The following is a 19,225-nucleotide window of genomic DNA, read 5'->3' as shown; positions in this document are numbered from 1 at the left end:
CAAAATGTACTGAGGTCTTCCCGTGCTGCGCTTTTTTATTGTTCTGATTGCCTCCGTGTCTTTGACCGCCTGCGTCGACCGGACGATTACAGAGACTGTGCCTTCGGCTCTGACCATTGGCACGCCTCAGACCGTGTTTGCCAGCACAACGCGCGCCCGCGAGCCGGACGGTTCTTACGGCTTCCGTCGCGGGGAATCCTTACAGTTTCTGGAAACCAGAGTTTCGATCCCGCCAAACCACACGCCGGGAACGCTGAAGTTTTCCTATGCCAACCCGAACCCGCAGAAAGAATTCGTCCTAACAGACATTGCCGAACTGGATGGGCCTCGGGGGTTGCGCGAACACCTGCGTGGTCAGGATGACGTCACGATCTTTGTACACGGCTACAACTCGACCCAGACGGAAACCATCTTCCGCGCAGCACAGTTGTCTTATGACATAGGTCTTCCCGGACAGATCCTCGTTTACTCCTGGCCCAGCCGCGCGACAGGATATGGTTATGCTTACGATCTGGACAGTATGTTGTTCGCCCGCGACGGGTTAGAACAAACCATTCGTGAGCTGAAATCCATGGGTGTCAAGCGGGTCATTCTGGTGGCGCATTCAATGGGCAGCGCCCTGTCGATGGAGATGATGCGGCAGGCAGAATTGCAGGAACCCGGCTGGGCCAACAAAAACCTCGAAGGCGTCATTCTTATCTCGCCCGATCTGGACGTAGACCTGTTCCGCTCGCAGATGGAGCGGATCAACACGCCGCCCGATCCGTTTGTGGTCATGGTCTCGCAGAAAGACAAAATCCTGAATATCTCAGCCCGTCTGCGCGGAACATCCAAGGGAGAACGGCTGGGCAATATCAGCTCAATCGACTCGTTGGCTGAGTTTCCAATCAATGTCATCGACACCACGGCGTTCAATAGCGATGCTGAGTCCTCGCATTTCGTGGCCGCGACCTCTCCGGCATTACTGGCGATCCTCAGTTCGGTCCGCCGCGTCAGCAACACGTTCGGACCCGAACAGCCTGGGATCGACGTTCTGGTGCCGCCCAGCCAACGTAACCCGGATGGCGCAACCGAGATCGTACTGACCGAAACCGGCGAGGCCGAGGTGACCACTCCGTGACGACGTTCAGCCTGCGTCGGTATCTGATCGAAAATGCAAACTGGTTGAGCGCGGGCATCCTTCTGACTTTTCTGTCCAGCTTTGGACAGACGTTCTTCATCTCGATCTTTTCGGGCCATATCCGCACCGAATTCAGCCTGAGTCACGGGTCATGGGGTGTGATCTATTCGCTTGGTACCACAGCCGCGGCCATCGTGATGATCTGGGCCGGGGGGCTGACCGACATCTTCCGCGTGCGGATCTTAGGACCAGTGGTTCTGTCTGGTCTGGTGCTTGCCGCTTTGGCGATGGCAACAAACAGCGCGCTGTTTCTGCTGCCCTTGGTGATTTTTCTGCTGCGCCTGTTCGGGCAGGGGATGAGCATTCATCTGGCGCAGGTCGCCATGGCACGGTGGTTCACCGCGACCAGGGGCAAAGCGCTGTCCATAGCATCGCTAGGCTATGCGATCGGGGAATCCTTGTTGCCGCTGATTTTTGTGGCTGCGATGGCATTTCTGGATTGGCACTTGCTGTGGGTAGTGGCAGCGGGCGTTACGGTCCTGAGCATCCCGGTTCTGACGCGCTTGCTGCGGCAGGAACGCACGCCGCAGAGCCTATCCGGCGACCACTCAGCAACCGGAATGCAGGACCGTCAATGGACCCGACGCGCGGCGCTGCTCCATCCGCTGTTTTGGTTCATGACCCCTGCAATCCTGGGGCCCTCGGCCTTCATCACCGCCTTCTTCTTTCATCAGGTCCATCTGGCAGAGGTCAAGGACTGGCCGCATATACAACTGGTCGCATTGTTCCCTGTATTCACCGGCATTTCGATCCTGTCGATGTTTGCGGCAGGATGGGCGCTGGACAAATGGGGCACAGCGCGGATCATGCCGTATTACCAACTGCCCATGGCTGTCGGCTTTGCCATCCTCTCGGTTGCTGACACGATTGGCGGAGCATTGGCCGGCCTGATCTTTCTAGCCCTGACCGTCGGCGCCAACAACACTTTGCCCAGCGCCTTCTGGGCCGAGTTCTACGGCACCCGGCATATTGGCGCAATCAAGGCGCTGGCCACAGCGGTTATGGTGTTGGGCTCTGCCATCGGTCCGGCGCTGACCGGCGTGTTGATCGACCGAGGCGTTTCGCTGGGCACTCAGTTCCTGTGGATCGCGGTATTCTTTGTGTTGGTCTGCGTATTGGTCTGGAGCGGTATCCGCCGCGCCCGAACCGAGTTCTAGCGGGTGCGTCGCAGATAGACGTAATAGGCCCCATCGCCACCATGGCTGATATGAGCGGGCGTCACTTGCAGCACGGCTTGCGCCAGCGGCGGGATCGACAGCCAGTGCGGCACGTTGTTCCGCAGCACGCCGCGCGGGGTCGGGATCGGGCCCGGCTCATCCCGGTCCTTGCCTTTGCCAGTTACCACCAGAACCAGCCGCTTACCCTGCGCTTGAGATGTTAGAACAAACCGGATCAGCGCCGGATGTGCGGTGTCGACCCGCATCCCGTGTAAGTCCAACTTCCCTTCGGGCTTGAGCTTACCACGTTTCATCCGCCCAAACGCCTTAGTGTCCATCTGCACCGGACTGGCCCGCAGGCTGTCGGTGACCGAGGGTTTCAGCGCATGACGCACCGGCTTGACCTGCGCAGTTTGGCCAACCTCGAACCCCTCCAACCGCATCTTTGGCGCTTTGGTTGGTTTGGGCTTCGGCAGAGATGTCGGGTGCACCGATTGCGGCAACTCGGGGTGCAGGCGTTCGGCCTGTTTGGTGACTTTCCGCCACAGCTCAATCTCGTCAGCGGTTAGTTTGCGGCGAGACATCAGAACTCATCCGGGATCAAGGCATAGGCGCGCTGGATCGGCAGCAACAGGATCATCCGACCCGGATCTTTCAGACGTCCGGCAGCTTGTCCGGCGTCATCCCCGGTACCAAAGAAGATATCCGCCCGCTGCGCCCCCTTGATAGCCGCACCCGTATCCTGCGCGATCATCAGCCGGCGCAGCGGTTTTTTCCCGTCCTTTTCCACCCAAACCGGAGCGCCCAGTGGCGTATAGGCCGGGTCAGCTGCGATACTGCGCATGGTGGTGACAGACCGGTTCATTGCACCCAGCGGTCCGAATTCTGGCGCAACGCGGGTGACCTCGCGAAAAAACACGTAAGACGGGTTGTGAAACAGCAACTCTGCCCCGGCCTCGGGGTTCTTGCGCACCCAAGCTTTGATCATCTGGGCACTGACCTGATGCGCGCCCAAGGCACCCTGCCGGATCAGTTCAGCCCCAATGGACCGATAGGGATGGCCGTTCGCACCGCCATAGCCCACCCGCAAAGCCCCGCCATCGGCAAGGCGAATGCGGCCCGAGCCCTGGATTTGCAGAAAGAACAATTCAACGGGGTCATCGACCCAGGCAATCTCAAGCCCCCGGTCGGTCATGGCCTCACCAGTCAGGATTTCGCGACGGCTAAGCCACGGTCCCTCGGCCCGCGCTTCGGGCGGCATTTTGTAGATGGGGTACCTATAACGGTCGGTCGGGGTGCGCGACCCGTCCAATTCAGGTTCAAAGTACCCGGTGAACAGCGCATCCTTGCCGTCTTCGACCAAAACCGGGCGAAAGAACAGCTCAAAGAAGGATCGCGCGGCGTCCGCCTCATAGGTTTGAGCTACACCACACAACGCGCGCCAATCCGGATCGTCCAGATCACCGCAAGTGTTCAGAAACACCGAAAGGGCCGCGCCATGGTCATCGGCGGCCCAGCCTTCGAGGTCTTCAAACGACAGGATCGAGCGCGTCGCCTCGGCTCCGGCGGCGCTTGCGGTGGTCATCGCGCCCACCAATAAAAGCGACCGGAGTGCGGCAATCATGCGTCCGTGGCAACAAGCAGCCAGTTCGGATCGTCCGAGCCCATGACACGGGCAAAGGTCCAGCTGTCCTTTTGGCGTTTGACGGTGTTCGGGTTGCCTTCGATGATATCACCGCCGCGATCCCGCACGACCGAGGTCAGCTCACCCACGAATTTCATAGTGATCTCGGCCTCATTGGTATCCTTGTCGAACCTCGCATCCGCCAGCGTCGTTTCACGAACGCCGATGAATTCGGCCTCGATGGTCAGCCCCTGATCTTCGCGGGCTGCGACGACGGACACGAAGGTGTCAAACACCTCTTCGGAAAGGAAAGGCTGGATCTCGTCCAGGTTTCCTTTTTCGAACCCCATAACGATCATCTCATAGGCGCCACGCGCGCCCTGCACGAATTCACTGACCGAGAAGCTGGGCTCAACCCGCTTCATCGCGGCCAGGGTTTGTGCCTGCTCACTGTCTTCGGCAACATGATCTGTGATGTCGTGATCCGGGCCGCCTTCGATCACTTCGAACCCGCGACGGGCGTTCTGTGTATCAGGCTGCTGCTGAACGGGAGGTTTTTCAAAACCTTCACGCGTGCCCAGCACGCTTTTCAGACGCAGGATCAGGAAAACGGCAATTCCGGCCAGGACCAGCAACTGGATCATCGGTTCGTTCATTTCATCCTCTTTTCAGACCGCGACTTTGTATACACGGCCTCATGCCACTATGTAGGTGACAGTTCGTGGCAAGTCCACTGCCCGACCTCTGGTAAAGGATAACGCAAATGTATCTGTTCTTGGCATTTTTATTGGTCCCGATCATCGAAATCGCCTTGTTCATTCAGGTTGGCGGTCTGATCGGCCTATGGCCAACGCTTGCCATTGTGGTTCTGACGGCTGTCCTGGGCACTGTTTTGGTCAGGACACAAGGTCGCATGGCACTGGCCAACCTGCAGCGATCCTTTGCCGAACTGGATGACCCAACGGAACCGCTGGCCCATGGTGCTATGATCCTGTTGTCGGGTGTACTGCTTTTGACGCCCGGGTTCTTCACCGATGCGGTCGGCTTTGCGCTGCTTGTTCCGGGCATTCGGGTGGCAGTGTTCCGCTATCTGAAATCAAAAGTGCAGATCACACAGTTTCAGATGGGCACTGGCACGCAGTTCCGGTCCGGCCCTACACAATTTGACGATGACGTGATCGACGGCGAATTTACCGAGGTCCGACCTCGTCAGGATCCGTCAAAGCCATCCAAATGGGTCGAAGGCCCGCACCAGCATTGAGGTGCTGCGCCCAACTTGTTAAGCAGAAGCGAAATTCATTTTCGGAGTATATCCATGGCTGACGAAAGCCCTGCAGAAAACACCGCGGCACAGGCCGCACCGCAAATTCAGACGCGCGTTCTGGGACAATTCATTCGCGATATGTCCTTTGAGAACGTGATGGCGCAAAAAGGCGTGTCTGGTGACGTACAGCCCGAGATCGCGGTTCAGGTGAACCTGGACGCGAAGAAGCGTTCGGTCGAACATCAGTACGAAGTTGCGATCAAGCTGAACCTCAAGTCGAAAGCCAAAGGCATGGAGGACGTGCTGTTCCTGTGCGAGATCGATTATTGCGGCCTGTTCCACATCGAAGGCGTGGCCGAAGATCAGCTACACCCGTTCCTAATGATCGAATGCCCGCGGATGCTGTTCCCGTTCCTGCGCCGCATCGTCAGCGACATCACCCGCGACGGTGGCTATCCGCCGGTGAACCTGGACAACATCGACTTCGTTTCGCTGTATCGCAACGAATTGATGCGTCGCCAGGCCGAAGCGCAGAAAACCGAAGCCTGATAGGCCTGACCCGCGCCGGGATCGATCTCAGGCGCGGGTCCACAGGGCGCTTTCGCCCAGTTTCTCCACAAATGCCTCATGCGCCGCACGTTCTTCGTCGGTGATCTTTGACCCCAGCGGTGTCGGGCGCACTGTTGGCCGCCAATCATCCTGACTGCCAGCGCCCGAAGACGCGGATGTCGACAGACCAAAATCCGGCTGCCGCCCACCGATCAGTTCCAGATAGACTTCGGCCAGAATTTCCGAGTCGAGCAACGCCCCGTGCAGCACACGGTTGGTATTGTCGATATTGAACCGCCGGCACAGCGCATCCAGCGAGGCGGGTGAACCCGGAAAGCGTTTACGCGCAATCGCCAGCGTATCCAGCGCCTGATCCATCGGGATCTGCGGCAGACCCAACCATCTGAGTTCCGCATTCAGGAATTTCATGTCGAAAGACGCGTTGTGGATCACCAGCTTGGAATCCTGGATGAAATCAAGAAAACCCTGACCCACCTTGGCAAAGACCGGCTTGTCCTTCAGCGTCACCTCGCCCTTTTCCGGCGGGCGTGGGTTATCCAGCAAGTCGGGGCCAATGCCATGCACGCCAAACGCCTCTTCGGGCATCGAGCGTTCGGGATTAATATAGACGTGATAAGTCTCACCAGTGGCCACATGGTTCCACAGCTCGACCGCACCGATTTCTACGATCCGGTCGCCGCTTTCGGGGTCAAACCCAGTGGTTTCGGTATCGAGTACAATCTCACGCATCTGCCAGTCCCGCCCGTATCTGCCTGACCACATCCTGCACCTGCGCGCGGGCATGGTCCAGCGTATCCGTCACGATCACGTAATCCGACCGCGCGCATTTCTCATCATTCGGCATCTGCTTGGCACGTATCTGCTCAAACTGTGCTTCAGTCATTGTGCCACGCTCCATCACACGGCGCTTTTGTTCTTCGGCAGGGATCGAAACACAGGCAACTGCATCCATCGCCGCATCACCGCCGGTTTCAAACAACAGAGGGATGTCGAACACCAGAATATCCGCCTTGGTCTGCTCCCGAAACGCAGCACGATCCTCTGCCACCAGCGGGTGCACAATGGCCTCAATCTGTTTTAGTGCAGATGGGTCATTTGAGATGATCTGTTTCAGCGCATCGCGGCTGATGGCACCACTAACAATCGCATCCGGGAACACTGCCTGCATCGGCTCAACAGCCGCTCCACCCCTTGTATAGAGTCTATGTACAGCCGCATCTGCATCCCACAAGGCACAGCCTTCATCCACAAACATCTGCGCCGTGGTGCTTTTGCCCATCCCGATCGAGCCCGTGAGGCCAAGCGCGAAACTCATCCCAAGACCGCCGCGCGCAGATCGTCGGTTACTTCGGGACGGGTGCCAAACCAGCTTTCGAACCCAGGGACCGCCTGATGCAGCAACATGCCCAGACCATCTACGGTGGTGCAGCCGGCCTCTTCCGCCGATTGCAACAAGCGGGTTTTCAGCGGCGCGTAGACCAAATCGGTGACAACAGCGCCCGGCTGCAGCCCATCCAGCGGTACCCGCAATTCCGGCTGCCCCAACATCCCCAACGAGGTCGTGTTGACCACCAGTTCCGCGTTTTCAATGACATTGCCCGCTTGTAACCAATCGACCACACTAATGCGCTCACCAAACTCCTCTTGCAACTGATCCGCGCGGGTGCGGGTGCGGTTTGTCAGTAATATCTGAGGTACACCTGCGTCCAGCAGGCTTTGCAACACCGCCCGCGCGGCACCGCCCGCGCCAAACACAACGGCCGGGCCGTCCGACGGCGTCCAGTCCGGTGCACCGCTGCGCAGGTTTTCAAGAAATCCATAGCCGTCTGTATTATCGGCGTGGATCGAACCATCCTCCTGAAATACAAGGGTATTTACTGCACCTATCAGCGATGCACGTTCCGTCACATGATCGGCCAATCGCAACACGGCTTCTTTATGAGGAACGGTGACATTGGTCCCGACAAACCCGGCCTTGGGCAGAGTCCGCAGCACCGTCTCCAGATCTTCGGGGGCCACATCCATTGGGACGTAGTGCCCAACCAGCCCGTATTTCTTCAGCCAGTGGCCATGCAGTTGCGGCGACTTGGAATGCGCAATCGGGTGCCCGATCACCCCGGCCAATGGAATACGGTTATGCGTCATTGATCGATCACCCCTTTGACGGCGAGAAAATTGAGCAGTTCCAACAGGGGCATACCCAAGACATTAAAATAGTCCCCGTCAATGGCGGCGAAGAGGCGGACGCCTTCCTCTTCCAACTTATAAGCACCCACTGCGTACCGAATGCTGTCCCAGTTGCGGTCAATGTAATCGCGCAGGTAGGCGTCGGAGCTCATCCGCATCCGCAGGCGCACCTGACCAACATGACGCCAGATCGGCTCACCGTCCTGATAAATCACGGCCGCCGACAATAACATGTGCCGCTTGCCCCGCATCGCCTTCAGCTGCGCCAGCGCTTCCTCGGGCGTTTCGGGCTTGGACAGCAATTGCCCGTCGAAATCCAGCACCTGATCACAGCCCAGAACCATCGACCCGGGGGTTTTGTCGCTGACCTTGCGCGCCTTCATCTCGGCCAGCGCGTCGGCGATGTCGCGGGGCGGGGCGCCTTCGGCCAAAAGCGCGCGTTTCATGGCATCTTCGTCCACGCGCGCGATCTGAACGGAAAATGGCACGCCTGCGTTTTCCAGCAGCTGCGCGCGAATGGATGAGCCTGAGGCCAGGATGATGGGGACAGACATGTGGACAACCCCGTGTGCAAATCGTTGAGCGTTCTGGGACGGTTTGTATGGTTTTCCGATTGACACGCAACCCCGGGAATTTCGGGCAAAACTTCCCTGAGTCGCTCAAACTCTGTCCATCCGGGACAAGGATAAGTCGATCACGCGGGATAAGCGGAAACTCCACAGATACCCTTCGAGTTATCCCCAATCAAAACTCAAAAACATACTTTTAACATTTTGAAATATAATATTTATTTTTGAAATTCACAGAATCACTTCCCTGAGCCGAGAAACTGTCCACCTGGGGAAAACACATGTGTAAAAAAGTAATCCACGGATTTTATTCACCCTACAAAACCATCTTCCTTTTTCTTTTCTTATTTTTTTATTAGGGAGAGTTCCGAGCAACGCCCGGAGCCAGCATGACTGATCTTCTTTTCACGATTTACCCGTGGGTGAAGTCTTTACACATCATGGCCGTGATCTCGTGGATGGCGGGGCTGTTCTATCTGCCCAGACTGTTCGTCTATCACGTAGAAAAGGCACAAGCCGTCGACGGGGCCGAAACCATTTTCTTTGAAATGGAAGACAAGCTGCTGCGCGTGATTATGCGACCAGCGATGATCGTGGCGTGGGTGTGTGGGCTGATTATGGTGTTCACGCCAGGGATCGTGGGGTGGGACTGGTCCTGGCCCTGGGTGAAGGGTGCTGCAGTGATTGGGATGACCTGGTTCCATCATTGGCTGATGGCACGACGCAAGGACTTCGCTGAGGGGCGAAATAAGCTCACTGGGCGGCAGTATCGCATGATGAACGAGGTTCCGACCATTCTGATGGTTGCCATCGTTCTGGCGGTCATTCTGAAGTTCTGAGGGCTATCACAGTGAGCGGCTATTTGACTCCGCAAACTGTCGCGCATATGTAGGGGTCAACACGCCCGTCCGGGCGGCGTATTTTCCGTACTGAAATTCCACTTCGTGCCGCGCAGTCAGCGGTGAAGGTATGTATCATGTCCACTGAATCCCTGAATCTGGCCGACCTGAAGGCCAAAAGCCCCAAAGACCTTCTGGCCATGGCCGAAGAGCTGGAGATTGAAAACGCCTCGACCATGCGCAAAGGCGAGATGATGTTCCAGATCCTGCGCGAACGCGCGGATGAAGGCTGGACCGTCGGCGGTGATGGTGTGCTTGAAGTACTGCAGGACGGCTTTGGTTTTCTGCGCTCGCCCGAGGCGAACTATCTGCCGGGTCCCGATGACATCTATGTCTCGCCCGACATGATCCGCCAGCACTCATTGCGGACGGGTGACACGGTCGAAGGTGAGATCAAAGCCCCTGATGACAATGAACGCTATTTTGCGCTGACCAATGTCACCAAGATCAACTTTGAAAATCCTGAAAAGGCCAAGCACAAAATCCTGTTCGACAACCTGACGCCTCTTTACCCGGATGAGCGTTTGAAGATGGAAATCGAAGACCCGACCATCAAGGATAAGTCGGCCCGTGTGATCGATCTGGTGGCACCCATCGGTAAAGGCCAACGTTCGCTGATCGTGGCGCCGCCGCGGACCGGTAAAACCGTTATCCTGCAGAACATCGCGCATTCGATCGAACAGAACCACCCCGAGTGCTATCTGATCGTTCTGCTGATTGACGAACGCCCTGAAGAGGTGACCGATATGCAGCGCTCGGTGAAGGGTGAAGTTGTGTCCTCGACCTTCGACGAACCGGCAACGCGCCACGTGGCTGTGTCGGAAATGGTGATCGAAAAAGCCAAGCGTTTGGTAGAGCATAAACGAGATGTTGTTATTCTTCTTGACTCGATCACAAGACTTGGTAGGGCTTTTAACACCGTAGTACCATCCTCGGGTAAAGTTCTCACCGGTGGTGTGGACGCAAATGCCCTGCAAAGACCCAAACGGTTCTTTGGTGCCGCGCGGAACATCGAAGAGGGCGGCTCTCTGACCATCATCGCCACCGCGCTGATCGACACTGGCAGCCGGATGGACGAGGTTATCTTTGAAGAATTCAAAGGTACAGGCAACTCGGAGATCGTTCTGGATCGCAAGATCGCAGACAAACGTGTGTTCCCGGCTATCGACATCCTCAAGTCCGGTACCCGGAAAGAGGATCTGCTGGTCGACAAGGGTGATCTGGCCAAGACCTTCGTCCTGCGCCGCATCCTCAACCCGATGGGTACGACCGATGCGATCGAATTCCTGTTGTCGAAGTTGAAGCAGACTAAGACAAACGGCGAGTTCTTCGATTCGATGAATACCTGACACAGGTCTTAACTGACGCGAGGCCTTCGAATGGATACGATATTCGCCTTGGCCAGCGCACAGGGCAAAGCAGGGGTGGCGGTGATCCGCCTCTCTGGCCCTTTGGCGCATTCCGCTGCGGCCAGCCTGACCGGTAGCCCGCTGCCGCCCCGCGGTTTGCGGGTTAGATCTTTGCATGCCGATGACGGATCGCGTTTGGATGATGGGCTGGTTCTGACCTTCCAAGCGCCCGCCAGCTTCACCGGCGAAGACGTGGCCGAGTTGCAGATTCACGGTAGCACCGCTTCAGTTAATGCAGTGATGCGCTGTCTGTCCGATACAGACGGGCTAAGGCTTGCAGAACCCGGAGAATTCACCCGCCGCGCGTTGGAAAACGGTAAGATGGACCTGACCCAGGTTGAAGGTCTGGCTGATCTAATCGATGCGGAAACCGAAGCGCAGCGGAAACAGGCACAGACCATCCTAGCCGGGGAACTTGGCGGATTGGCTGAACGCTGGCGCCGCGATTTGATCCGGGCGGCATCCCTGTTGGAAGCGGTTATTGATTTCGCCGATGAAGAGGTACCCACAGACGTCACGCCCGAAGTTCGAACCTTGGTGACTGGCGTCATGCAGGATCTACAACGCGAAGCGGACGGTGTGAAGATCGCCGAACGCATAAGAACCGGCTTTGAAGTTGCGATTGTCGGTTTGCCGAACGCGGGCAAGTCGACTTTGCTGAATGCTTTGGCAGGACGCGAGGCAGCGATCACCTCGGAATACGCAGGTACAACTCGCGATGTGATCGAAGTACGGATGGACTTGGCTGGGCTGCCGGTGACACTGCTGGATACGGCTGGTCTGCGCGAAACCGAAGACCACGTGGAAAACCTAGGAATCGAGCTTGCCCGTAAACGCGCGGATGAGGCTGATCTGAGAGTATTTTTGACCGAAGACCCGTCAGAGCTTGGTGTTCAGATGCTGGATGGAGACATTCAGATGTTACCAAAATCTGACCTGCGGGAGGATGCAGAAGGCGGGATTTCAGGAAAAACAGGGCAGGGGATTGATCGGTTGATATCCCATATTTCGTATGTCCTGAGTGAGCGTTCTACCAGTCATGGTATTGCAACCCGCGAACGGCATCGTGTAGCGCTGAATGACTCCCAGGCGGCACTGGGTGCAGCGATGGCGGTTCTGGAATCGGGGCCAGACTTGTATGATATTGCTGCCGAAGAGCTGCGCACGGCAATCCGTGCCCTGGAAACATTGGTCGGCAGGATTGGGGTCGAAGACCTTCTGGATGAGATATTCTCCAGTTTCTGCCTGGGTAAGTAAGGAGTGTTTCACGTGAAACATTCAAAGTTTGATGTCGTCGTTATTGGAGCAGGTCACGCCGGAACCGAGGCCGCTCATGCTGCGGCACGTTTGGGCGTTGAAACAGCTTTGGTCACCCTGTCCGCTTCTGATATCGGTGTCATGTCCTGTAACCCTGCTATTGGGGGGTTAGGGAAAGGACACCTTGTCCGCGAGATAGATGCGCTGGATGGCGTTATGGGTCGGGTCGCGGACCAGGCAGGTATCCAGTTTCGTCTTCTCAATCGCCGTAAGGGACCCGCGGTGCAAGGTCCCAGAACTCAGGCTGATCGCGCATTGTACCGCGCCGCTATGCAGAAAGAGACGCAGGCCCAGGATCGTTTGACTGTCGTGGTCGGAGAGGTCGTCGACTTTCTGATAGATGGTCCCAAGGTGGTTGGGATTAGGCTGGCGGATGATTCTGAGATCAGTGCCGGAGCGGTTATCCTGACCTCGGGCACCTTTCTGCGCGGAATTATTCATATTGGCGATGTTTCCCGACCAGGCGGTCGGATGGGAGATCGGCCGTCAGTTAAGCTGGCAGAACGGTTGGACAGTCTTGATCTTCCGATGGGGCGATTAAAAACCGGAACACCGCCAAGGCTGGATGGGCGGACAATCAACTGGTCCGATCTTGAACGTCAGGACGGAGACGATGATCCAACGTTGTTTTCGTTTCTTTCAACGTCCGTTGTTGCGCCTCAGATTTCCTGCGGGATCACGCATACAAACGCGCGTACCCATGAGATTATCGAAAAGAACCTGTCCCGATCCGCCATGTATGGTGGGCATATTGATGGGGTGGGGCCCAGATACTGCCCTTCGATTGAGGATAAAATCGTTCGATTTGCGGAAAAGGACTCGCATCAGATTTTCCTTGAACCCGAAGGAGTTGATGATCACACGATCTATCCAAACGGGATTTCAACATCTCTTCCGCAGGACGTGCAGCAGGAATATGTGCGTTCGATTAAGGGGTTGGAAAATGCTGAAATTCTGCAACCGGGTTATGCGATCGAGTACGACTATGTCGATCCCCGTGTACTGACATCATCTTTGTCTTTGCCGGATGCGCCCGGTCTATATCTTGCGGGGCAGATTAACGGCACTACAGGATATGAGGAAGCTGCCGCGCAGGGCTTGGTTGCCGGGTTGAATGCAGCTTTGGCCGTTATGGGTCGCGATCCCGTACATTTCACCCGTGCGGACAGCTATATCGGAGTGATGATCGACGATCTGACCACACGCGGTGTAGCGGAACCCTATCGTATGTTCACGTCTCGGGCTGAGTTTCGATTGTCTTTGCGGGCCGACAATGCAGATCAACGGTTGACGCCAATGGGTATTGATCTTGGTTGCGTTGGGCAGGAACGCCGGGTTCGGTTCGACGACAAGATGGAAAAGCTTGGTGCAGCCAAATCCAAGCTGACGGATCGCACATACACGCCAAAAGAGGTACGTGCCGTTGGAATCAACGTCAATCAGGACGGAAATCGCCGGGATGGTATGGCACTATTGGCATTCCCTGATGTTTCCTTTGATGATTTGCTTCCTCTTATCCCCGAATTGGATGGAGTCGAAGCCGCTATCCGGCTTCAAGTAGAGCGTGACGCGCTCTATGCCAACTACATTGCCCGCCAACAGAAAGATGTTGAGGCGATGAAACGCGATGAATCCTATGAAATACCGCGGGATTTTGACTATTCCGCTCTGGAAGGTTTGTCGTCCGAGATGAAACAGAAGCTTTCTCAGGCCCGACCGGTGAACATCGCGCAGGCGGGGCGGGTCGAAGGGGTGACACCAGCCGCGCTTACACTGCTGTTGGCTAAATTGAGGCGTGAGCAAAAGGTACGCAAGGCATGAGCCACAAGATCTTTGATGATTTGAGTGTTTCACGTGAAACATTTGAACGGCTCGAAACCTATGTTGATCTGGTGCAGCGCTGGAATCCCAAGATCAATTTGGTATCCCGGAACAGTTTAAAAGACATCTGGGCGCGGCATATCCAGGATTCAGTCCAAGTCTACCGCTGTGCGAGGGCGTTTAAAACCTGGGCGGATTTGGGCAGCGGAGGCGGTTTCCCTGGAATGGTCTGCGCAATAATGGCCATAGAAAAAGCGCCAGATTCCAAATTTACTTTCGTTGAAAGCGATCAGCGCAAGTCAGCTTTTCTGCGTAGCGTAGCGCGGGAATGCGGCGCCAATTGCACCGTCATTTCAAAGCGAATCGAAAGTGTTGAGCCGTTGCAGGCGGACGTCCTTTCTGCACGCGCACTTGCTGATCTGAACGCGTTATTGTCATTTTGTGACAGACATTTAGCAAAAAGCGGTGTTGCTTTGTTGCCGAAAGGTGCAAGCTGGAAAAAAGAGCTGGAAGCCGCACACGAGGAATGGAGTTTCGAGTGCGAGCCCATTACAAGTTTAACTGAACCCCAAGCTGTTATCCTAAGGATCAAAGGAGTATCGCGTGGTTGATTTGTCTCGTCCCTCAGGGCCCCGGATTATTGCGGTTGCCAATCAAAAGGGTGGGGTGGGAAAGACGACAACGGCGATCAATCTGGCTGCAGGACTGGCCGAAGCGGGGTGCAGGGTTCTGGTTGTCGACCTTGATCCGCAGGGGAATGCGTCGACTGGGTTGGGGGTCGAGGACCGGGATTGGACGACCTATGATCTGATCCTTGACGATGCCCCGCTGGAAGCTGTGGTGCAGGAAACGGAAATCGAAGGTCTTTTTGTAATCCCGGCGACCGTTGACCTGAGCTCGGCCGATATTGAACTGATTTCTAACGAAAAACGCAGTTATCTGCTGCATGATGCGCTACGCCAGACGCCAATTGATAAGTTCGAGCTTGATTTCGTGCTCATAGATTGTCCGCCATCGCTGAATCTTCTGACCGTAAACGCTATGGTCGCGGCTCATTCCATCCTGGTACCGTTGCAGAGTGAGTTCTTTGCGCTGGAGGGGTTGTCGCAACTTATGCTGACGATCCGAGAAGTTCGCCAGACCGCGAATCCGGACCTCAGAATCGAAGGTGTTGTGTTGACCATGTATGACAACCGCAACAACTTGTCCCGTCAGGTCGAAAAAGACGCGCGTGACAATTTGGGTGAGATGGTATTTAAAACCAAGATACCCAGGAATGTGCGGGTCAGCGAAGCGCCGTCTTATGCTTTGCCGGTTCTGCAATATGACTCGGGGTCGTTAGGGGCCATGGCGTATCGGCATCTGGCGCGCGAAGTCATTCATAAGAATAAGAATGTCGCCGCCTGAGCGGCAGTGAGGAGGGCTCAGTGGCCGTCAAGAAATCAAAACCCCGAGGTTTGGGCCGTGGTTTGTCGGCCCTGATGGCAGATGTCACGCAGGAAGCCGAAGGTCTGGTCCCGTCAGAACCCCGTCGGCCGGACATGAAAGTTCCGATCGAGAAGCTGCGCGCCAATCCCAACCAGCCGCGGCGGACGTTTTCGCCGGATCAATTGGATGAGCTTGCGGCCTCGGTCAAAGAAAAAGGCATCATTCAGCCGCTGATCGTACGGGAAATCAACGGCAACGAGTATGAAATCGTCGCCGGTGAACGCCGCTGGCGCGCCGCGCAAATGGCGCAGTTGCACGATATTCCGGTGATCGTGCGAAACTTCGACGATACCGAAGTGTTGGAAGTTGCGATTATCGAGAATATCCAGCGGGCAGACCTAAACGCCGTTGAAGAGGCGGCTGGTTATAAACAATTGATGGATCGGTTCGGGCATACGCAGGAAAAACTTGCCGAAGCTCTGGGTAAAAGCCGCAGCCATATCGCCAACCTGCTGCGGTTGCTGTCGCTGCCACTGGATGTACAGACGTTGGTAATCGAAGGAAAGTTGTCTGCTGGCCACGCGCGAGCGCTGATTACAGCGGAAAACCCGTCAGAACTGGCAAAAATCGTTGTCCGGGATGGTCTATCTGTTCGCGCGACCGAGGCGTTGGTGAAAAAACAGCAGGGCGGGGATCCGGCCAAGGCTGCTCCGCGCTCCAGAAATCTGGATGCGGGCAAGGATGCCGATACGCGGGCGCTTGAAAAAGATCTTTCCGCGATTCTGGCAATGAAGGTTTTGATCAATCACAAGGCCGGAACCGAGACCGGGCAGGTGGTTCTGACCTACGAAAACCTGGACCAGTTGGACGATCTGTGCGCCAAGCTCAGCCGTTAGGCCTGGTCCAGATAAAGACCATCACACAGCTCAGCACCACGGCCTGAATGATCAGAACGTGAGAGGGCAGGGCTAGCAGCACTGACACTCCAAACACGGCGGCGACCGAAAGGGTAGCCGCCTTTTTTGCGCCCGGACGTATGGCGCCCGAGCTTTGCCAATCGACGATCAGCGGTCCGAACGAGCGATGCGTGATCAGCCAATTGTGCAGGCGAGAGGACGATCGGGCGAAGAAGAAAGCAGCCAATAGCAAAAAGGGAACCGTCGGCAGCAAAGGCAGGACGACGCCCACCATCGCAAGCCCGACGCAAATCAACCCCAGAATGGCCCAGATATACTGCATCATCTATCCCAACAATTCCCGGATCACGGCGTTCAGAACCGCTCGACCATCTTTGGTGGCGATCAGTCTTCCGTTTGTCTGCTCGATCATGCCAAATTCGACCAGATCAGCCAGCTTGTCCTGCGACAGAGTTTGCACGGACAAGGCGTTAAATCGATCAATATCTAGACCTTCTGCTATCCTTAAACCCATCATAAGGTATTCATTCGCCTGATCTTGCGTTGAAAGCGCGTCACGTTCTTTCTCTCCGGACCCGTTATCTGCTGCGGTCAGCCAGGCGTTTGGTGACAGATAGGTTTCTGTCGCCAGTTTTCGACCGTTCAGAGTTATCCGCCCATGCGCGCCGGGTCCGATACCGACATAATCGCCATAACGCCAATAAATCAGGTTGTGCTGTGATTCTGCGCCAGGGCGGGCGTGGTTTGAAACCTCGTAGGCCGGCAGGCCGTGTGCCTCGCAGATCTCTTGCGTCGCCAGATACATATCGGCGGCGCTGTCATCCTCGGGTAGGCCGCGCAGCTTGCCGACGGCATAGCGGTCGCCGAAGGCAGTGCCGTCCTCGATGGTCAATTGGTACAACGATAGATGGTCGACGGCCATCGACAACGCCTCGGTCAGTTCCTTGCGCCAGTCATCCAATGTTTGATGTTGGCGGGCATAGATCATGTCAAAGCTGACGCGATCAAAACAATTTCGGGCGATGTCAAAGGCGGCGCGGGCCTCGGCCACGGTGTGAATACGGCCCAGACGGCGCAAGTCTTCATCGTTGAGGGCCTGCACCCCCATCGAAATGCGATTCACGCCGGCATCGCGGTAGGCTGCAAAGCGGCCGGCCTCGACTGATCCGGGATTGGCCTCGAGCGTGATTTCCATGTCGTTGGCAGGCCGCCACAATGCGCGAGCCTCATCAATCACCGCAGCGACGGTATCGGGCTCCATCAAGGACGGGGTGCCGCCGCCAAAAAAGATCGTATTTAACACCCGGTCGGGTGTTTCGGCGGCCGAACGGTGAAGTTCACTTATGTAAGCGTTAAGCCATTGTTTTTGATCAATATTTCGTGAAACATGGCTATTGAAGTCGCAATAGGGGCATTTGGCCTCGCAAAAAGGCCAATGCACATACAGGCCAAAGCCTCCGTTGCGCCAATCATCCGCCAAAGCAGCCTTTCACGAACATCTCCACCGCGCGTCCGCGATGACTGATCTTGTTCTTTTCCCAGCGATCCATTTCGGCAAAGGTAATGTCGTAGCCATCGGGGACAAACATCGGGTCATAGCCAAAGCCACCCTCGCCGCGAATGGGCCAGACCAGATGGCCGGGAGCGATGCCTTCGAACACCTCGTCATGCCCGTCAGGCCAGGCCAGAACCAGCGTACTGCGGAACTGTGCGGTCCGGGGATGCGGAGCGTTTTTCGCCTCCAGCTCATCATGCGCGCGTGTCATGGCCATCAAGAAATCACGGCCATTACCGGTTTCGGCCCAATCGGCGGTGTAAACTCCGGGCGCCCCGTCCAGCGCATCGATGGTGATTCCGGAATCGTCCGACAGGGCAGGCAGGCCGGTCGCCTTGGCCGCGGAGTGAGCTTTGATCCGGGCATTGCCGACGAAGGTGTCCTCGGTTTCTTCTGGCTCGGGCAGGTTCATCTGTGCCGCGCCAACAACCGTCACGCCAAAGGGTTCGAGCAGATGCGCCATCTCCTCAAGCTTACCTTTGTTATGCGTGGCCACCAGCAGCCTGTCGCTGTCGAACTTGCGGGTCATGCAGTGGCAGCCTTTTGGGCAGCGGCCAGTTCGCCGACACCTTTTTCAGCCAGATCCATCAGTTGATCCATCTGGGCACGGCTGAAGACGGACCCTTCGGCGCTCATCTGCACTTCGATCAGTTTACCAGACCCAGTCATGATAAAGTTGCCATCCACGCCCGCTTCGCTGTCTTCTGGGTAATCGAGGTCCAGCACCGGCTGACCGGCGTAAATACCGCAGGAAACCGCTGCAACAGGGTCTACCAAGGGGTCAGAGATCACATCACCAGCCTTCATCAGCTTGTTCACCGCCAGACGCAGCGCAACCCAACCGCCGGTGATCGACGCACAGCGGGTGCCGCCATCGGCCTGGATCACATCGCAGTCGACGGTGATCTGACGCTCACCCAATGCAACCCGATCAACTCCGGCACGAAGGGCGCGGCCGATCAGGCGTTGAATTTCCACGGTACGGCCGCCTTGTTTACCGCTGGCGGCCTCACGGCGCATCCGGGTGTTGGTGGCGCGGGGCAGCATACCGTATTCAGCGGTGACCCAACCCAGGCCCGAGCCCTTGATGAACGGTGGCACGCGATCCTCGATCGTGGCGGTGCACAGCACTTGGGTGTCGCCCATTTTGATCAGGCAGGAACCTTCGGCATGTTTGGTAAAGCCTGTTTCGATTGAAACGGCGCGCATTTCGTTTAGATCACGTCCTGAGGGTCGCATGAAAAATCCTTTGTTTGCTGGGTTGGGGATAACGCCCCGCAGCGTTACGATGCAACCCCGATTGACCTTTCATCTGCCTGCGATTTAAT

At 56.6% G+C, this 19,225-nt stretch carries 22 protein-coding genes; 11 read left to right on the top strand and 11 right to left on the bottom strand.

The window, feature by feature from the left end; all coding sequences use genetic code 11:
- The first annotated feature begins 25 nt into the window (after positions 1-25).
- On the top strand, positions 26-1,120 hold the full coding sequence (locus ACXAGD_RS17280; RefSeq protein WP_475212634.1) for an alpha/beta hydrolase: 1,095 nt from the start codon (positions 26-28) through the stop codon (positions 1,118-1,120).
- Positions 1,117-2,337, top strand: a complete 1,221-nt coding sequence (locus tag ACXAGD_RS17275; protein WP_475212128.1) for an MFS transporter — start codon at positions 1,117-1,119, stop codon at positions 2,335-2,337. Before ACXAGD_RS17280 ends, ACXAGD_RS17275 begins: the two co-directional genes overlap by 4 nt.
- Here the strand turns inward: ACXAGD_RS17275 and ACXAGD_RS17270 are convergent.
- The 3 genes from ACXAGD_RS17270 to ACXAGD_RS17260 are packed head-to-tail and all read right to left on the bottom strand — an operon-like array spanning position 2,334 to position 4,617.
- Complete coding sequence (locus ACXAGD_RS17270; RefSeq protein WP_475212127.1) at positions 2,334-2,921, bottom strand: Smr/MutS family protein; 588 nt, start codon at positions 2,919-2,921, stop codon at positions 2,334-2,336. The two genes, ACXAGD_RS17275 and ACXAGD_RS17270, sit on opposite strands and share 4 nt — an antisense overlap.
- On the bottom strand, positions 2,921-3,961 hold the full coding sequence (gene mltA, locus ACXAGD_RS17265) for a murein transglycosylase A (protein ID WP_475212126.1): 1,041 nt from the start codon (positions 3,959-3,961) through the stop codon (positions 2,921-2,923). The genes ACXAGD_RS17270 and mltA overlap by 1 nt, the downstream gene beginning before the upstream one ends.
- Complete coding sequence (locus ACXAGD_RS17260) at positions 3,958-4,617, bottom strand: Tim44/TimA family putative adaptor protein (protein ID WP_475212125.1); 660 nt, start codon at positions 4,615-4,617, stop codon at positions 3,958-3,960. The genes mltA and ACXAGD_RS17260 overlap by 4 nt, the downstream gene beginning before the upstream one ends.
- 107 nt (positions 4,618-4,724) lie before the next feature.
- Here ACXAGD_RS17260 and ACXAGD_RS17255 point away from each other — a divergent pair, with 107 nt between their 5' ends.
- Both ACXAGD_RS17255 and secB read left to right on the top strand, forming a co-directional pair.
- Positions 4,725-5,222: an FxsA family protein gene (locus ACXAGD_RS17255; RefSeq protein WP_475212124.1), complete on the top strand. Its 498-nt coding sequence runs from the start codon at positions 4,725-4,727 to the stop codon at positions 5,220-5,222.
- A gap of 54 nt (positions 5,223-5,276) precedes the next feature.
- Positions 5,277-5,774, top strand: a complete 498-nt coding sequence (gene secB / locus ACXAGD_RS17250) for a protein-export chaperone SecB (protein WP_475212123.1) — start codon at positions 5,277-5,279, stop codon at positions 5,772-5,774.
- A gap of 27 nt (positions 5,775-5,801) precedes the next feature.
- On the opposite strand, the gene dnaQ is transcribed toward secB, so the two are convergent.
- Genes dnaQ through ACXAGD_RS17230 form a run of 4 tightly spaced genes read right to left on the bottom strand, consistent with a single transcriptional unit; the run spans position 5,802 to position 8,536 of the window.
- On the bottom strand, positions 5,802-6,524 hold the full coding sequence (gene dnaQ / locus ACXAGD_RS17245) for a DNA polymerase III subunit epsilon (protein ID WP_475212122.1): 723 nt from the start codon (positions 6,522-6,524) through the stop codon (positions 5,802-5,804).
- A complete protein-coding gene (gene coaE, locus ACXAGD_RS17240) occupies positions 6,517-7,110 on the bottom strand; it encodes a dephospho-CoA kinase (RefSeq protein ID WP_475212121.1) in 594 nt (197 codons plus the stop codon). Before coaE ends, dnaQ begins: the two co-directional genes overlap by 8 nt.
- On the bottom strand, positions 7,107-7,940 hold the full coding sequence (locus ACXAGD_RS17235; protein ID WP_475212120.1) for a shikimate dehydrogenase: 834 nt from the start codon (positions 7,938-7,940) through the stop codon (positions 7,107-7,109). The genes coaE and ACXAGD_RS17235 overlap by 4 nt, the downstream gene beginning before the upstream one ends.
- On the bottom strand, positions 7,937-8,536 hold the full coding sequence (locus ACXAGD_RS17230) for a Maf family protein (RefSeq protein WP_475212119.1): 600 nt from the start codon (positions 8,534-8,536) through the stop codon (positions 7,937-7,939). The genes ACXAGD_RS17235 and ACXAGD_RS17230 overlap by 4 nt, the downstream gene beginning before the upstream one ends.
- Positions 8,537-8,940: 404 nt before the next feature.
- Between ACXAGD_RS17230 and ACXAGD_RS17225 the strand changes: the two genes are divergently transcribed.
- The 7 genes from ACXAGD_RS17225 (at position 8,941) to ACXAGD_RS17195 (ending at position 16,321) form a co-directional block, all read left to right on the top strand.
- Positions 8,941-9,390 (top strand): CopD family protein, encoded by a 450-nt coding sequence (locus tag ACXAGD_RS17225; protein ID WP_475212118.1) that lies wholly within the window; start codon positions 8,941-8,943, stop codon positions 9,388-9,390.
- Between the two features lie 137 nt (positions 9,391-9,527).
- Positions 9,528-10,799: a transcription termination factor Rho gene (gene rho, locus ACXAGD_RS17220; RefSeq protein ID WP_170334306.1), complete on the top strand. Its 1,272-nt coding sequence runs from the start codon at positions 9,528-9,530 to the stop codon at positions 10,797-10,799.
- A gap of 30 nt (positions 10,800-10,829) precedes the next feature.
- Positions 10,830-12,116, top strand: coding sequence for a tRNA uridine-5-carboxymethylaminomethyl(34) synthesis GTPase MnmE (gene mnmE, locus ACXAGD_RS17215; protein ID WP_475212117.1), 1,287 nt, complete (start codon positions 10,830-10,832; stop codon positions 12,114-12,116).
- A gap of 12 nt (positions 12,117-12,128) precedes the next feature.
- Positions 12,129-13,997 (top strand): tRNA uridine-5-carboxymethylaminomethyl(34) synthesis enzyme MnmG, encoded by a 1,869-nt coding sequence (gene mnmG, locus ACXAGD_RS17210; RefSeq protein WP_475212116.1) that lies wholly within the window; start codon positions 12,129-12,131, stop codon positions 13,995-13,997.
- Positions 13,994-14,608, top strand: a complete 615-nt coding sequence (gene rsmG / locus ACXAGD_RS17205) for a 16S rRNA (guanine(527)-N(7))-methyltransferase RsmG (RefSeq protein ID WP_475212115.1) — start codon at positions 13,994-13,996, stop codon at positions 14,606-14,608. The genes mnmG and rsmG overlap by 4 nt, the downstream gene beginning before the upstream one ends.
- Positions 14,601-15,404, top strand: a complete 804-nt coding sequence (locus ACXAGD_RS17200) for a ParA family protein (RefSeq protein WP_475212114.1) — start codon at positions 14,601-14,603, stop codon at positions 15,402-15,404. Before rsmG ends, ACXAGD_RS17200 begins: the two co-directional genes overlap by 8 nt.
- 20 nt (positions 15,405-15,424) lie before the next feature.
- Positions 15,425-16,321, top strand: a complete 897-nt coding sequence (locus ACXAGD_RS17195; protein ID WP_475212113.1) for a ParB/RepB/Spo0J family partition protein — start codon at positions 15,425-15,427, stop codon at positions 16,319-16,321.
- On the opposite strand, the gene ACXAGD_RS17190 is transcribed toward ACXAGD_RS17195, so the two are convergent.
- From ACXAGD_RS17190 to rph, 4 genes are read right to left on the bottom strand one after another with little or no spacing between them, the layout of a single operon-like run.
- Positions 16,311-16,664, bottom strand: coding sequence for a YbaN family protein (locus ACXAGD_RS17190; RefSeq protein WP_475212112.1), 354 nt, complete (start codon positions 16,662-16,664; stop codon positions 16,311-16,313). The two genes, ACXAGD_RS17195 and ACXAGD_RS17190, sit on opposite strands and share 11 nt — an antisense overlap.
- 3 nt (positions 16,665-16,667) lie before the next feature.
- A complete protein-coding gene (gene hemW, locus ACXAGD_RS17185; protein ID WP_475212111.1) occupies positions 16,668-17,822 on the bottom strand; it encodes a radical SAM family heme chaperone HemW in 1,155 nt (384 codons plus the stop codon).
- Positions 17,812-18,426 carry an RdgB/HAM1 family non-canonical purine NTP pyrophosphatase gene (gene rdgB, locus ACXAGD_RS17180; RefSeq protein WP_475212110.1) on the bottom strand — a complete coding sequence of 205 codons (615 nt, stop codon included), beginning with the start codon at positions 18,424-18,426 and terminating at the stop codon, positions 17,812-17,814. Before rdgB ends, hemW begins: the two co-directional genes overlap by 11 nt.
- Positions 18,423-19,136 carry a ribonuclease PH gene (gene rph / locus ACXAGD_RS17175; RefSeq protein ID WP_475212109.1) on the bottom strand — a complete coding sequence of 238 codons (714 nt, stop codon included), beginning with the start codon at positions 19,134-19,136 and terminating at the stop codon, positions 18,423-18,425. Before rph ends, rdgB begins: the two co-directional genes overlap by 4 nt.
- Between the last annotated feature and the right edge of the window lie 89 nt (positions 19,137-19,225).

The sequence above is a fragment of the Ruegeria sp. ABF4_144 genome (genome assembly GCF_056160045.1).
The sequence above is the reverse complement of the archived record's forward strand: the minus strand, read 5'-3'. Positions and strand labels throughout refer to the sequence as shown.